The 14,852-nt window shown below is 30.1% G+C and carries 20 protein-coding genes and 3 tRNA genes; 2 read left to right on the top strand and 21 right to left on the bottom strand.

Annotated features, from left to right (window positions below; all coding sequences use genetic code 11):
- Positions 1-64: 64 nt before the first annotated feature.
- The 5 genes from mtaB to B5E58_RS01705 all read right to left on the bottom strand — a co-directional run bounded on the left by mtaB (position 65) and on the right by B5E58_RS01705 (position 3,929).
- On the bottom strand, positions 65-1,360 hold the full coding sequence (mtaB, locus tag B5E58_RS01685; RefSeq protein ID WP_088107943.1) for a tRNA (N(6)-L-threonylcarbamoyladenosine(37)-C(2))-methylthiotransferase MtaB: 1,296 nt from the start codon (positions 1,358-1,360) through the stop codon (positions 65-67).
- A 33-nt stretch (positions 1,361-1,393) separates the two neighbouring features.
- On the bottom strand, positions 1,394-2,194 hold the full coding sequence (locus B5E58_RS01690; protein WP_088107944.1) for a Cof-type HAD-IIB family hydrolase: 801 nt from the start codon (positions 2,192-2,194) through the stop codon (positions 1,394-1,396).
- A gap of 4 nt (positions 2,195-2,198) precedes the next feature.
- A complete protein-coding gene (locus B5E58_RS01695) occupies positions 2,199-2,756 on the bottom strand; it encodes a hypothetical protein (protein ID WP_088107945.1) in 558 nt (185 codons plus the stop codon).
- 106 nt (positions 2,757-2,862) lie between these two features.
- Positions 2,863-3,048 (bottom strand): (2Fe-2S)-binding protein, encoded by a 186-nt coding sequence (locus B5E58_RS01700; RefSeq protein ID WP_158097635.1) that lies wholly within the window; start codon positions 3,046-3,048, stop codon positions 2,863-2,865.
- Positions 3,049-3,101: 53 nt separating this feature from the next.
- Entirely contained in the window at positions 3,102-3,929 is an 828-nt protein-coding gene (locus tag B5E58_RS01705; protein WP_088107947.1) for an MYG1 family protein, read from the bottom strand.
- Positions 3,930-4,195: 266 nt separating this feature from the next.
- Here B5E58_RS01705 and B5E58_RS01710 point away from each other — a divergent pair, with 266 nt between their 5' ends.
- Positions 4,196-5,155, top strand: coding sequence for an L-lactate dehydrogenase (locus tag B5E58_RS01710; RefSeq protein ID WP_088107948.1), 960 nt, complete (start codon positions 4,196-4,198; stop codon positions 5,153-5,155).
- A gap of 38 nt (positions 5,156-5,193) precedes the next feature.
- Here the strand turns inward: B5E58_RS01710 and B5E58_RS01715 are convergent, their stop codons facing one another.
- The 4 genes from B5E58_RS01715 to B5E58_RS01730 form a co-directional block, all read right to left on the bottom strand.
- Positions 5,194-6,015 carry a GNAT family N-acetyltransferase gene (locus B5E58_RS01715; protein WP_088107949.1) on the bottom strand — a complete coding sequence of 274 codons (822 nt, stop codon included), beginning with the start codon at positions 6,013-6,015 and terminating at the stop codon, positions 5,194-5,196.
- Positions 6,012-6,905: a DUF2156 domain-containing protein gene (locus B5E58_RS01720; protein WP_088107950.1), complete on the bottom strand. Its 894-nt coding sequence runs from the start codon at positions 6,903-6,905 to the stop codon at positions 6,012-6,014. The genes B5E58_RS01715 and B5E58_RS01720 overlap by 4 nt, the downstream gene beginning before the upstream one ends.
- A gap of 151 nt (positions 6,906-7,056) precedes the next feature.
- Positions 7,057-7,383: a branched-chain amino acid transporter permease gene (locus tag B5E58_RS01725; RefSeq protein ID WP_088107951.1), complete on the bottom strand. Its 327-nt coding sequence runs from the start codon at positions 7,381-7,383 to the stop codon at positions 7,057-7,059.
- A complete protein-coding gene (locus B5E58_RS01730) occupies positions 7,373-8,074 on the bottom strand; it encodes an AzlC family ABC transporter permease (protein WP_088107952.1) in 702 nt (233 codons plus the stop codon). The genes B5E58_RS01725 and B5E58_RS01730 overlap by 11 nt, the downstream gene beginning before the upstream one ends.
- A 194-nt stretch (positions 8,075-8,268) precedes the next feature.
- Between B5E58_RS01730 and B5E58_RS01735 the strand changes: the two genes are divergently transcribed.
- A complete protein-coding gene (locus B5E58_RS01735) occupies positions 8,269-8,646 on the top strand; it encodes a desulfoferrodoxin family protein (protein WP_088107953.1) in 378 nt (125 codons plus the stop codon).
- 42 nt (positions 8,647-8,688) lie between these two features.
- On the opposite strand, the gene B5E58_RS01740 is transcribed toward B5E58_RS01735, so the two are convergent.
- The 12 genes from B5E58_RS01740 to mazG all read right to left on the bottom strand — a co-directional run bounded on the left by B5E58_RS01740 (position 8,689) and on the right by mazG (position 14,482).
- On the bottom strand, positions 8,689-9,621 hold the full coding sequence (locus B5E58_RS01740; protein ID WP_088107954.1) for an AEC family transporter: 933 nt from the start codon (positions 9,619-9,621) through the stop codon (positions 8,689-8,691).
- Between the two features lie 236 nt (positions 9,622-9,857).
- Complete coding sequence (locus B5E58_RS01745) at positions 9,858-10,412, bottom strand: phosphatase PAP2 family protein (RefSeq protein ID WP_088107955.1); 555 nt, start codon at positions 10,410-10,412, stop codon at positions 9,858-9,860.
- Between the two features lie 20 nt (positions 10,413-10,432).
- Positions 10,433-10,993, bottom strand: coding sequence for a manganese efflux pump MntP (locus tag B5E58_RS01750; protein WP_088107956.1), 561 nt, complete (start codon positions 10,991-10,993; stop codon positions 10,433-10,435).
- A 427-nt stretch (positions 10,994-11,420) separates the two neighbouring features.
- Positions 11,421-11,493, bottom strand: a tRNA-Val gene (locus B5E58_RS01755).
- A 23-nt stretch (positions 11,494-11,516) separates the two neighbouring features.
- Positions 11,517-11,588 (bottom strand) — tRNA-Glu (locus B5E58_RS01760).
- A gap of 9 nt (positions 11,589-11,597) precedes the next feature.
- Positions 11,598-11,674: transfer RNA gene (locus B5E58_RS01765), tRNA-Met, on the bottom strand.
- A gap of 100 nt (positions 11,675-11,774) precedes the next feature.
- Positions 11,775-12,101, bottom strand: a complete 327-nt coding sequence (locus tag B5E58_RS01770; protein WP_088107957.1) for an FtsB family cell division protein — start codon at positions 12,099-12,101, stop codon at positions 11,775-11,777.
- A 15-nt stretch (positions 12,102-12,116) separates the two neighbouring features.
- Positions 12,117-12,662, bottom strand: coding sequence for a spore cortex biosynthesis protein YabQ (yabQ, locus tag B5E58_RS01775; RefSeq protein ID WP_158097636.1), 546 nt, complete (start codon positions 12,660-12,662; stop codon positions 12,117-12,119).
- Complete coding sequence (yabP, locus tag B5E58_RS01780; protein WP_242956569.1) at positions 12,643-12,933, bottom strand: sporulation protein YabP; 291 nt, start codon at positions 12,931-12,933, stop codon at positions 12,643-12,645. The genes yabQ and yabP overlap by 20 nt, the downstream gene beginning before the upstream one ends.
- Positions 12,934-13,026: 93 nt before the next feature.
- Positions 13,027-13,269 (bottom strand): RNA-binding S4 domain-containing protein, encoded by a 243-nt coding sequence (locus B5E58_RS01785; RefSeq protein ID WP_088107959.1) that lies wholly within the window; start codon positions 13,267-13,269, stop codon positions 13,027-13,029.
- A gap of 72 nt (positions 13,270-13,341) precedes the next feature.
- The gene (locus B5E58_RS01790; RefSeq protein ID WP_088107960.1) at positions 13,342-13,617 is read right to left on the bottom strand and encodes an HU family DNA-binding protein; all 276 of its coding nucleotides are present in this window, start codon (positions 13,615-13,617) and stop codon (positions 13,342-13,344) included.
- 76 nt (positions 13,618-13,693) lie between these two features.
- Complete coding sequence (mazG, locus tag B5E58_RS01795) at positions 13,694-14,482, bottom strand: nucleoside triphosphate pyrophosphohydrolase (protein ID WP_330395592.1); 789 nt, start codon at positions 14,480-14,482, stop codon at positions 13,694-13,696.
- Positions 14,483-14,852 lie beyond the last annotated feature (370 nt).

The raw sequence follows: 14,852 nt of genomic DNA on the forward strand, positions 1-14,852 counted from the left end.
TAAATCTTCTGTTAATGCAAATATATTTTCGTTAAGATTTAATTACAAAATACTAAAATCTGTCTTAAAAATTACAAAATGCAATTAAATCTTCTCCTTCTATTCCTGAAACTTTAACATCTAATATTTCATTTGAAATATTTTTTTCAGATTTAGCTAAAACTTTTATATAGTTTCCTGTGTGTCCCTCATATATATCTTCTTTTACATTTCTTTCAAAAAGAACTTCCACATTTTCACCTATATATTTTTCCATAAAATCTTGGCACATTTTATCACTTATAGCTATAAGTTTTCTACTTCTCTCCTGTTTTACAGAGTTTAAAAGCTGGTCTTTTCTCTCTGCTGCTGGAGTGCCTTTTTTAGGTGAGTATGGGAATACATGTATCTTTGAAAATCCTACTTTTTCGGCAAAATCACAGCTTTCCTTAAAGTCCTCCTCAGTCTCTCCCGGAAAACCTACAATAATATCTGTTGTTATTGCTACATCAGGCATATATTTTCTCAAAGTACAAACAGCATCATAATATCTTTCTGTTGTATACTTTCTATTCATAGCCTTTAAAGTTTTATCACAGCCACTTTGTAATGACAAATGGAAATGATGACAAACTTTAGAGAGCTTCACTATCTCTGACACAAATTCTTCTGTTATTATATTAGGCTCTATTGAACTAAATCTTATTCTTTCAATGCCTGAAACCTCATGAACCTTCTTTATTATGCCTAAAAGGTCAATATTTTTAATATCCTTTCCATAGGAAGCAACGTGTATTCCTGTCAAAACAATCTCTTTAAATCCATTATCAGCAAGAACTCTCACTTCCTCCATAATATCTTCTGGGTCTCTACTTCTTATAGGGCCTCTGGCATAAGGAATTATACAGTATGAACAGAACTGACTACATCCATCCTGTATTTTCAAATAGGCTCTTGTCCTATTTTTAAGTTTATGAATTTTAAGATGCTCAAATTCTCTCTCATGCATTATTCCAGAAACATGATTTTCCGGTTTATTATCATGATAGTTTTCAACTATATCAACAATTTCCTTTCTGTCCTTTGTTCCTATAACAATGTTTACACCTTCTATTTTCATAACATCATCAGGAGCTGTCTGAGCATAACAACCAACAACAGCAACAACAGCTTCAGGGTTTTGTCTTTTAACCTTTCTTATAAGCTGTCTTGATTTTTTATCACCGAAATTTGTAACAGTACATGTATTTATAACATATACGTCTGCTATGTCATCTATTCCTACAATATTATATCCTTTTTCTTCAAAAAGTTCTGCAATTGCCTCACTCTCATACTGATTAACTTTACAACCGAGGGCATAGCTGGCAACATTTTTCATTATTCCACCTCATTCACAAATTATAAAGGGGTATCAAATGACACCCTTTTCTATAAATTTCTCTATTTCTTTAACAACACCACATTCATTATTAGTATGGCTTGTAACAAAATTTGCACGTTCTTTTATTTCATCAACAGCATTTTTCATTGCAAAACTGTAATATACTTCGTCAAACATTTCCAAATCATTGAAATTATCACCAAATACAGCAGCCTCATCTTTGGCAATACCCATATTTTCAAGTATTTCTCTAACAGCTTTACCTTTTGATACACCTTTTTTCATAATATCAATACAGTTAAATCCTGAAACAGCAATATCTGTTTTATCTTTAAAATTAGTTTCAAGGAATTTTTTAACCCTTCCTGAATAAGGATTATCGTCAAGTATTGATACTTTCAAAATATCATCATCAATATCAATAAGACTATCAACAAGTCTTACATTGTATCCAAATTTTGGATTTGACAGCATATCAACTGTCTCAGGGTCTGTTGTGTATATATAATCCTTACAACATAATATTATGCCCATACCACCATGTTCTGTGCATTTTAAAACTATATACTGCCACAATTCTTTATCCATAAAGCTGGCATAAATTTGTTTGTTGTCATATACAACATAAGAACCATTTTCTGAAATAAAAACCATATTTTTTCCATATTCACCAAAAATAGTTTTTAAACTGTTATACTGTCTTCCACTGGCAGCACAAAACAATACATTTTTTTCATTCAAATACTCAATAGTTGAAAATACTGATTTATCAATTTCCTTTTTATCATCAACAAGAGTACCGTCCATATCACAAGCAATAAATTTTATCATATAATCACCTAAATCTCAAAAATAATGGGAGTATTTTTATTGCCACACTATATTCTTTTCCAGATATCCAAACAACATAAGGTCTAAGCCTTTCCCATTTTTTAGATTTTGTCTCTGTAATAGCCAATATCTGCTCAATTTCTCCCAATTTTGTTGATATTTCCTCTTTCTCTCTGATAGTTATATTTTCCATCATTCCAATATCAATTATTATATCGGAAATACTTTCTGTGCTATCAAATTTATCTTCAATATCTTCAGAACGAAGATAAAACTCAAAAAGTCCCTCATTACTATAACCGTTACCCTTAAACATTTCAAGTCTTTTTACAAGTTTTTGAACATTCTCCATATAAATAGATGTGGCTTCAATATTACCGCTGTAAGGAGAAATAACAGCTAAATCGTCAGCTATATTCTGAATTTTATCAATATATCTAAAAAGTATGTGATTAAAAAGTTTTTCCATTTTATCTTTATCATGAGAGTATTCTCCCAAAATCATTTTCGCCTTGCGTATATCTTTATCTACTGACTCAACAATATTAAAATCATTATCCATACAGCCACCTCCTAGGTTTATAGTATACCACAAAATCTTACAATATGTTTTTAAAAACCCTATTTTAATCAAAAAAATAGGGATACTTTAGAGTATCCCTGAAAATTTATTTATATTCCTTAACTATATCTTTAAAAACAGCCTTTGCATGTTCTTTACATTTTTTACAGTCAGTAGCTATTTTGATTTCTTTTTTTAAGTCTTTCCAGTCTGTTGTTCCTTTTTCAACAGCCTTTATTATTTTGCCAACGGTTATACCATAACAACTACATATAACTTTATCTTTTTTCACGGCTTTCCTCCTACAAATATTTTATTTATAAAAGTATACCATATCACTCAACTTTATTCAATACCTTTATCAATTTCCTTTGCTCTTTTACAAGCTAAAATTATATCTTCCATAGTATCGGCAGAAATCATAAAACGACTATTATGACAGAACTTTAAAGTCTCTATTGATGTTATATCAAAAAGCTCATCTTTTGTTTTTCCTGCCCATTCTTTTGGAAAATTAATTCTAGGTTCTTTGTCTTTTTTGCTTTTAGGTATAACCTGAGCATTAAAACCTCCTCTATCAGAAGGAAAAACAACAAACTCTGCATCAGTATCAACAAGAGCCTGTTTCCAAGGTATATATCTTGGAAGTATAGCTATTTTATCACTAGAATTTTTATAACAATCTACAACAATACTTTTTCCTCTCATAAGTGATTTTGTATATTCAAATTTTTTCTCAAGTATTGTTTTAGCAAACTGAACAGCTTCAAAAAAGCATTCATCTGATGTTTTTTCAGAATCCCAAGGTGGATTAAAAGATGTTATTATATCTGAAATATCATTGCCACAGCCTGTATTGTCATCAAGGTCAATAGGCTCAATAAATTTTTCATCAAAAAATCCTGCCTCATCTCCCAAAATATCACAACCAAACTTTCTCCATAAAAGTCCAAAGGAAGCGTAAGGGGTTCCACTTTCTCTTACAGGTGAATTTTCTTGATGATGGTCAAATTCTCCAAAACCTATATCATAAATTATTCCATCAAAATTTTCAGGCACAACAAATCCTCTTTCAACATTTATATTTGGAAAAAGTATCTTTAAAAGTGCTGTTGAAAAAACATCATCAGCATGAAATTTTCCTCCATGGGTAAAACCCTTATCAGTATTCATATATAAACCCTCATTTCCATTATTTCATATTTTATATGCTAATGATTACTATACCACATATTCGTTTTTTTAAAAACATTATAAATATTTGTTTTATTGACATACTTTTTTTATTGTGCTACCATTCTTTAAAAGAAATTTTTAACATAATTTTGGAAGGCATAATATAAATAATAAATATAAAATAAAAATCCGAGAACTGTATTATACCTTAAATTCAGTTTTCGGATTTTTATTTTAACAAATGATAAAAGGAGGTTTTTAAAATGAATATAAAACCACGAAAAGTAGTTATAATAGGTGCTGGCCATGTAGGTTCTCATGTAGGTTTTAGCCTTGCAACACAGGGAATATGTGATGAAATAGTATTTATAGATATATATGAAAAAAAGGCTGAAGCACAAACAAAAGACCTTGAAGATGCAACAGTATATCTTCCACATCATGTAAATGTTAAATCAGGAAATTATAGTGATGTTGATGATGCAGAAATAATAGTTGTAAGTGCAGGTCCTCTCCCAGACCCTACTGGCGGTATGACAAGAATGGACACTCTTGGAATGACAATTGAGGCAATAAAGCCTATTGTTGAAAATATTAAAAAATCAAACTTTGGCGGAATACTTATAGATATTTCAAATCCTGCTGATGTTATAACACACTATATACAAGAAAAAACAGGACTTCCACCTGAAAGAGTAATATCAACAAGTACAACATTAGACTCTGCAAGACTTAGAAAAGTATTAGCAAAAGAGCTTAATATAGACCAAAAATCAATATATGCTTATGCTATGGGAGAACATGGTGAAAGTCAAATGGTTCCTTGGTCATGTGCTTCAATTTTTGGAAAATCTCTCTACAAACTTATGGAAGAAAAGCCTGAAACCTATGGAAAACTCAATCTTGATGAAATAGCCAAAAAAGCAAAAGCTGGAGGTTGGGATGTTCTTTATGGAAAAGGCTCAACAGAGTTTGGAATAGGAACATCTGCCGCAGAGCTTATAAAAACAATATTCTCCAATGAAAGAAAAGTTTCTATGATTTCTGTTCTCTTAAATGGTGAATATGGTCAAAAAGATGTATATGCAAGTGTTCCTGCAATTTTAGGAAAAGACGGAGTTGTGGAAGTTATAGAACTTCCTATGACAGAAGAAGAACTTAAACAGTTTGCATTATCTTGTGATACAATGCGAGAAAACTATAAAAAGGCTTTAAATATGTAATATAAAAAGCAGTTGAAAACATTTCAACTGCTTTTATTTTAATCCAATGCTATATTAAAATATCCGTCATTTATAACATCATTTCCATTTAAAACACCGAATTTTATTTTATTGCCCTCTATATTTCTTTTTATATCAATTCTTGTATAAACCTCATTACAATTTTCTTTAACTGCAATATAATTTAAAACAGTATAAAAATCTTCATCAGAAACAACAGCTTCCCTTGCAAAAAATCTTCCTTTTTCAATATATCCCATAACAGCATATACTTTATTGTTATACTCTACACGATAATTTTTACCGCCTACAAATTTATTTTCATTAAGGGCATATTTTAATGCTTCCTCTGACCAAGAAACATAACCCTCATCAAAAAACATATTGTCTCTCAATTCTTTATACTCTTTAGGTGATATATCATACTCAAATTTTATATTTATGTCTGTTTCAAAGGTATCAAACAAAACTTCTTTCAATGAAAAAGCATCTTTATATCCTCTTTTTCCATAAAACTTAAAGAGACTTTCAGTGGCAGGGACAAGAAATGTACCTTTAACATCAAAATTACCTTCTATAAACTCCATAAGCTCTGTACTTATACCTTTTCCCCTATATTTTTCAAGAGTTGAAACAGCATATACATAACCGTATTTTTCATATTTTCCTTTGACAACCACCATTGAAGGAAGTACAAAAAGCATAGCAACAGGAACACCGTCACATATTTTAACAGCTACATTTTCATCACTGTATCTGTTATCAAAAAAGAAATTTATATATTCATCACTGTCTTTAAAACATTCTTTCCATATATTTTTTAAATATGGTATATATTCCTCTTTTCCCTTTGTTATCATTTTTCCTCCTTGAGAGTTGCTGTGTATTTTTCAAGAAGAATATCTGGAACATATGAAAGTTTAGCTTTTCTAAGTCCCTCATCTCCCACATCTTCTTCTCTATTTACATATTTAAAGTTCTGACATTCATTTAATACAAACTGTTGATTAATCATAGGGTAAGCCCCCTGTATCTCTGGGAAAGCCTTTTCTATATTTACGTCAAGTGTATCTGAATTGAGATGACTTGCCATTGTATAACCTATTATTTTTCCTTCTCGTCTAAGTATTCCGCCGAGCATTTTAAGGTCAAAAAAGTTTCTGAAAGCCTCTTTTACAGCACAAAGCTCATGATTTAAACTTTCATCACTTATACAGTTATAAAGTTTACACCATTCATTATTCATAACAAAACATTCATCAATATTGTTTTCTGTTATAGACTCATAAGACCAATTTGGGTTGTCCTTAAATCTTGCTATGTGATTTCTTTTTCCATGAAGTTTTCTTCCTGAAAGCGTTGAAAGTCTTGAAACTTCATATATATAATCAAACTCATCTCTTTGAGGTTCAAAATCAAATTTATTTGGAAAAAGTTCTTTTAAAAGCTCCATATTTTCAAGAGTTATACCTCTAAGTTTGAATTTTTCTCCCTTTTCATGGGCTTCATTAATAAGGGCTTCAATAACAGGAACAATGTCACCTTTGCCGGCTGGATAAGCATAAACAGAGTTTTTCTCTCCACCTCTTATACAATAAAAACCATTTACATCAGCAAATTTAATATCATAAGGTTTCTGCCATATAAAGTTATTTACAAAGGAATACTCACAACCTCTAAAGTCAGACTCTTTAAGTCTGGCATCAATCCACTCCCTATCACTTATTTCTATATTTTTAAATTTTATCATTATATCCTTCCATTCTTTTATTTATGTGTATTAAAACTGTCTATTTTACGAATAAAAGTATATATTACAAAAGAGCCAAAATCAAGCATACAAAACTTTATTGTAAAATCTATCTTATTTTATTCAATATTATTACTTTTTGATAATCATACTATACAAAAACATTCTGTATAAGAACCATATACAATATAGTACCTGTTCCAATACTTAAAAGATTACTTCTTTTCCATCTGTGAAGAATAATAACCACAGCTATTGATATAAATTCTGGAATTCCTCTGCTACCTGAAGTAATATCAACATTCTTCAAACAATATACTATAAGTATTGACATAACAGCAGGAGGAAGGGCTTTTCCAAGATATGTAATATATGCAGGTACTTCCTTTTTACCTCCAAATATAGCAAAAGGTACAGCTCTTGTTATAAAAGTAAATATTGCAACAATAATAATTATAAAAAAGGGATTATTTGTCATTTTCAAACTCTCCTCTCTCTTTTATTATATTTTTCATAATCATAAGAACACAAACTGATGAAATCATAGCAGGAAGAATGAATTTATCCGCTCCAAATATTATAAGACACACTGTACCGCATATTATACCTGTAACAGCTGGTATATGAGTTTTAAAGCTGAGCCACTGTTCTGTGAATATAACAGCAAATAAAGCTGTCATAGCAAAATCAACACCAGTTGTGTCAAAAGGTATTATTTCTCCCAAAACTGCCCCAAGAACAGAGCCAAATATCCAATAACAATGGTCTAAAAGTGCTATTGAAAATAAATATTTGTCCTCATCTACCCCCGGTAAAGTCTCTGATGAACAAAGCAAAGAATATGTTTCATCTGTAAGTGAGAATATCATATACAGATATTTTTTACCCATAGACTTAAACCTTTCTATAAATGATATTCCATAGAATATATGGCGACAATTTATTGAAAGAGTCATAATTATAATAGATATAACACCAAGTCCTCCTCCAATAAAACTTACAAGAACAAACTGCATTGAACCGGCATATATAAAGAGACTTGATATAAATGCCCAAAATGGTCCAAAGCCTGCCTGTTGAAGAAGTAATCCAAAAGCCATTCCCAAAAAAAGATACCCACAGAATATGGGTATGGTTCTAAAAAAAGCAAATTTTAAAGCTTTTCTCATGTTAATTCCCCCAATTTTTAAATATACTTTATACATAATAAAGCTTTAAAAATTAACTGTCAATAATTATAAAGACTATATTGTATACAATATATTTGATAAATATTTTCATATACTATTGCAATATTATTATTTTGTGATATAATAATTATCAAAGGAAAATAATTATTATTTGTAGAAATGAGGGATATTTTATGGTAAAATTCTTTAAATGTAATACTTGCGGTAATTTTGTTGAGACTATTTATAAAACTCCTGTACCTATGATGTGTTGCGGACAGAAAATGGAAGAAATTGTTGCAAATACAGTAGATGCCGCTTTTGAAAAGCATATCCCAGATGTAAAAATTGATGGTGACACTATCCATGTTCAGGTAGGTTCAGTTATTCACCCAATGACAGAAGAACACTATATTCAGTGGGTTCTTGTTGAGACAGAAAAAGGCATACAGAGAAAAGACCTTAAACCAAATGAAGAACCTGTTGCAGATTTTGTTATAAAAGATGATAAAGCTATCGCTGTATATGCTTACTGCAACCTCCATGGTTTATGGAAATTTGAAATTAAATAAAACACACAAAAAAAGGACTGATATAAATATCAGTCCTTTTTATTAACAGCACACCAAAGAAGCCACAAGAGGTAATGTTATAACAGATAAAACTGTTGAAACAAATACATATTCCGCCCCTTTTCTACTGTCTGCGTCATAATGGTCAGCAAAAGCCGGAACTGCTGCTGCTGTTGGTGTTCCCATAAGTATTACCATTACACCTATAATAATATTCTTATCTGTAAAATTTACAATTATAAGTTTTGTCAAAATAGGCATAACTACAAGGTTAAGAAATGAAAACACATAAATTCTGTAATCTTTCAGCACATTTTTAACATTTGCTTTAGCAAGAAGTGCTCCTATTACCATCATAGATAAAAATACAGTTGAGTCATTGGCATATTGGAGAGCATTTTTTACACATTCTGGAAGCATTATTCCATTAAAGAAAAGTATAAAACCTATTACAGCATTTATAAAAAGACCATTTACAAAAGCTGTTTTTAATGTATCTTTTATAGTTCTTTCTGCACTGCCTTCAATACCTTTTGTGAGAAGTCCTATTCCCAAAGTAGCAAAAAATACATTCTGCATTACTATAACAGCTACACAATATATAAGACCTTCCTCGCCAAACATTGCAAGAACAAGAGGCTGTCCCATAAAAGCAACATTTGAATATGTACAACTAACTGAAAAAAGTCCTAATTCTGGAAAATCTAATTTTAAAAATTTTCCTACAATCAAAAAAATTAAAGCAAAAATTACTGAAAGAATGTATGTTGCAACACAAACAAAAATAAACTCATGAAGAAGTTCAGGAGTACACTCTCTTTGCAAAAGATTTACAACCATACAAGGAACGGCAACTTTTGAAAGTACAACAGAAAGTCCCTTTATACCTCCATTAGCAATCATTCCCGCTTTTCTCAGCAGAATTCCTAAAGCCATCACTATAACCATAGTTATAAGCTGATTAACCACAGGCATTCCCTATTTAACCCCTTTCAGGTTTAAAAATTTTAAAAATGTATACATAATACACAAAACATAACTAACCATGTCAAATAATATCACATTAACATTTTAATTACAATATAACCTTTCAACATAATTATATATTTTTAGTAATATTTTTAGTTTATTTTTTGTAATTTATTTTATGAAATATCATTGTATATTTAAAAAGTATACAAATAACTTTTTAAAATAAAAAAACTAAGGCTTTAAACCTTAGTTTTTTTATTCTGTATTTTATTAATATAGATATTACAAACAATAACACTTACAACAGTACCTATTAAAGCTCCACATATAACATCTGTTGGAAAATGTACCATAAGATACATTCTTGAAAATCCCATAAGAACAGCAAAAATAAGCATAATAAATCCTATTTTTTTATTCATATACATAAAAACAACTGCTGCACCAAAAGCTGCTGTTGTATGACCTGAAGGGAAAGAATAATCATGGGGAGTGTCTATTATTATATCAAGCATAAGCCTATCAAAAGGTCTTATTCTAGCCACATAAGGTTTTATTCCTAAATTTACTATAATAGCTGATATTGCTAAAGATATTAAAAGTACAATACCCCATTTTCCAACTTTAGGGTATTTTTTAATAAAACATATCATAACTATTCCAATAAGTATATAAAACCAACCACCATTTCCCAAAAAGGATATAAATTTCATTAAATTATCAATAAAACTTACACCTCTTATACTGTCAAGAAATAGTATTACACTATCATCAAATCTTTGTAATAAATCCATCAAATTATTCTCCTAATTTTTTAAAAAACTGTATGCTCAAGGAGTATTTTTAAGCCTATAAATATAAGTATTATTCCACCTACAATTTCAGCTTTTTTATTAAGAAATCCTCCTATATATTTTCCTATAAATCCTCCAGAAAAAGAGAATATAAAAGCTACAATTCCTATAATTGAACAGGCATACACTATATTTATGTTAAGTATAGCAAGACTTATACCAACAGCAAGAGCATCTATACTTGTTGCAACAGCTTGAAGAACCATAGTTTTTGTACTTATGTAATCCATACCACAATCTTCATCTTCATCACTAAAACATTCCTTAATCATATTTACGCCTATAACAACAAGAAGTATGAAAGCTATCCAATGGTCAACAGCTTCTATATACTGTCTTATACTATTTCCCAAAATCCACCCCATAAGAGGCATTATAAACTGAAAACCACCAAAATATACACCTTGACGAACAGAATCGCGAAACTTAAAATTACTTAACGCAATACCATTTGAAACTGAAACAGCAAAAGCGTCCATCGCCAATCCAATAGCTATAAGACACATTGTAATAAAACTCATATAAAAAACCCTTTCTTAATAAATTATTGTTTTTATATTATACTATTTTATTTTAAAAAAATCTTTATAAACTTAAAATTTAACAAACTAAAAAGAGAAGCTATTGCTTCTCTTTTTAGTTTTATGTCTGTAATGAAAACGCCGAATTGTAAGGGGCAATTCATATGCGTTCTTGACTAATAAAATATGGATAATACTGATGTTACTTTCAAAAATCAATCTATGATAGAGTATATATTAATATAGCTAAAAAATCAAGTATTTTGTTATAAAAATAACACTTATTTTTTTATATAAATTTAACATAAAATGTAATATTTCTTAATTTTTAAGGAATTTTCAAGAGATATGGAATTAAAATAGAACTTAAAATTAATTTGCATGCTAATTATTTTTGTTATTTTATTAACTATCATGTATAAAAAAATGGGAGTTACAGGGCTCGAACCTGTGACCCCCTGCTTGTAAGGCAGGTGCTCTCCCAGCTGAGCTAAACTCCCATATTTTTGCTATTAAATTAAGCTGACCCGTAAGGGAATCGAACCCTTGTTTCAGCCGTGAGAGGGCCGCGTCTTGACCGCTTGACCAACGGGCCATATTGGATTGGTAGCGGAGGAGGGATTTGAACCCCCGACACCGCGGGTATGAACCGCGTGCTCTAGCCAACTGAGCTACTCCGCCATATCCTGTATCACTCTTAATTGGTGACTACTTGAACTATTATACATATACTTACATAATGTGTCAATAGTTTTTTTGACTTTTTTTAAAAATTTTTAAATCATTCACCTGAGCGATTTATTATTACAAGCTCATCAGGTTTTATAAGTCCTAATTGCTCTCTGGCTATTTTTTCAATATATGCATCACTCTTATAATATTCTTGCTGATTTTTATACTCAAAATTTTTCTGTTTTTCTTCTTCAATTTGCTCTGTAAGCTTTTTTTCAATTTCAAGAAGTTCATTATATTTAGTAGTTTGATAAGCATAGCTTATTCCAACAATAGATGTAAAAACAATTACAAATATAAACATTATCAAACCTGTGTGTGATTTTCTTTTTGTATTTTTTTTAGTCCTTGGACCTGAATAGCTTGTTCTTCCCATAAGTGCTTCAATCCTTCATTTTTTTCCTATTATAATTTTAATATTTCTATTAAACTCTTTGAATTTTATTTTGGCATAAAAAGCCAGTAAATGCAATATATTTCTACCTTTTTTTGTCGCTATTTTTCCCCTTTTTATAATAGGTCTAAATAATAATATGTACAAAATTCTTATGGGTGTTGTTATTATAGTAAAGAACAAATTTATTATATATCTACAAACATATATTATTTTACTGCTTACACTTATTACAATGGGACTTACAGTAAAAATATACATAATCATTCCCAAAAATACACCTGCTATATTAAAAAATCGTATTTCACCATAATTTCTATCTAACATTACAGTGAAAACAAAAAATGTTATTGTTATCCAAAAAATACCGTCCTCTAACTGTATAAAAATATTATTGTGTTTAAAGGCAATTCTAAATATTTTAATACAATCATAAACTGCCCCTGCAATAACGCCTAACAAAACAGTAGTAATAAATATTGCTGCCTGTTCATTTAAAGAAAGTATCAAAGCCTTCACCCCACTATCTGAATATTTTTCCAAATAGTGAATTTTTGTTTTTTACATTTCCTCCCGCTTCAGTGTACTCAAGACTTTCAACTTCTCCATCAACACTCAAACTTCCGTCATCAACATTAAGTCTTCCAACGTGCATTCCCCTGCCCTTTATAATAAGTATACCCATTTCAGTATCAGCAATAACTCCCTCATCATCAAAAGAAAGAACATCAACAACACCTGTTATTGTCACTTTATTTCTCTGTTCCATTATAACACTATGATTTCCGCTTTTTCTTCTTGTATCCTCAGCCACAATTATTCCTCCTAATATTATTTCTTAAAAACAATATATGCTTTTCCAAAATAACTTATGAAGAAAAAAACAGCCCCAAAAGGGCTGTTTTAATTATTGAACACTTCTATACATATTTGCTGCTTCATCTTTTTTCTGTGTATCAGCAATAGCCAAAACTTCTATTTTTGTTGTGTTACTTCCAAAACGTATCTCTATTATATCGCCAACTTTAATATCAACACTTGCTTTCGCCTGTTTTCCGTTTACAGTAACTCTTCCGGCGTCACAAGCCTCATTGGCAACAGTTCTTCTTTTTATTATTCTGGAAACTTTTAAATACTTGTCAAGTCTCATAAAATCTCTCCTTAGTATCAAAAAAGGCTGTTCAAAAAAGAACAGCCTTAAAAATCTACTTAAATTTAAAAATTATTTATTGATAGCGTCTTTTAAAGCCTTTCCTGCTTTAAATCTTGGAGCTTTTGAAGCTGGTATAGGCATAGCCTCACCTGTCTGAGGATTTCTTCCTTCACGAGCTGCTCTTTCAGCAACATCAAATGTACCAAAACCTACTAACTGTACTTTTCCACCGTTAGCTAATTCTTCTGCTACAACTTCTTCAAATGCTTTTACAAATTTTTCAGCATCTTTTTTGCTCATTTCAGATTTTGCTGCAATTGCTGCTACTAAATCAGATTTATTCATATTACTTCCTCCTTAAAAAACCATTAAATAGTAAACTTATTAATTCACAGCATTATATTATTATAAAATAATACTGTCAATCCCTTTTTTCAATTTTTTTAGCCTCATTCCAAAAATTATCAAGCTCATCTAAAGACATATCAGAAAAACTTTTACCTTCTGAAATTACAGCCTTTTCAACATACTCAAATCTATTTATAAACTTTTCTATGGCTTTTGTCAAGGCAAACTCAGGATTTATTTTCAAAAATCTTGATATATTAACGATTGAAAACAAAATATCCCCAAATTCTTCTTCAATATTGTCACTTTTGCCCAAAAGAACTGCATTATACAATTCATCTATTTCCTCATGAGTTTTCTTTATTGTATCATCACCGCATTGAAAATCAAAACCAACATCAGCTGCCTTTGACTGTACTTTTGAAGCTCTTGTTAAAGCTGGCAAAGCCTTTGCAACACCTTTTAAAACATCTGTTTGAGTTTCATAATGTTTTTCTTTCTTTTTAAGTTCCTCCCAATTAGAAAGTACTTCCTCTGATGTTTCAGCTTTAGCATTAGAAAAAATATGTGGGTGGCGATAAATCATTTTTTTACATATACCATCTGTAACATCATCAATATTAAATACTCCTTTTTCACTCTCTATCTGAGCATGGAATACAGCCTGTAAAATAACGTCTCCAAGCTCCTCACAGAGATTTTTCATATCTTTATTATCTATGGCCTCCAAAGCCTCATAAGCTTCCTCTAACATAGCTTTTTTAAGGCTCTCATGGGTTTGAACTTTATCCCATGGACAACCATTATCATCTCTTAATTTTTTTATAATATCAACTAAATCATAAAAACTATACTTTTCCAAAAAAATCGCTCCCTTCAAATATATTTCAAAGTATACCACAATAAATATTAAAAATCCTAATTTTTTAATTTCATTATTTAACACAATATTGTTTTAAAGCAAAAACATTTATCAAACAGTTGATAAATCAAAATACTATTGATATAATCATATTTACTGAGGCATTACTTTGATATTTTTACAAAAGAGGATACCGCCGGTCCCCTTTCCATATAAAATTTTAAAAATATAGGCGGAGAACAGGGGTTTTGAAATGTTTAAAATAGTAACTAAAAGAAAACTTAATGACGCAGTTACACTTATGGAGATTGAGGCTCCTTTTATTGCAAAAAAAGCAAAAGCAGGACAGTTTATAATCTTCCGTATTGAT

The sequence above is a fragment of the Tyzzerella sp. An114 genome, from assembly GCF_002161055.1.
Lineage (GTDB): Bacteria > Bacillota > Clostridia > Lachnospirales > Anaerotignaceae > Fimicola > Fimicola cottocaccae.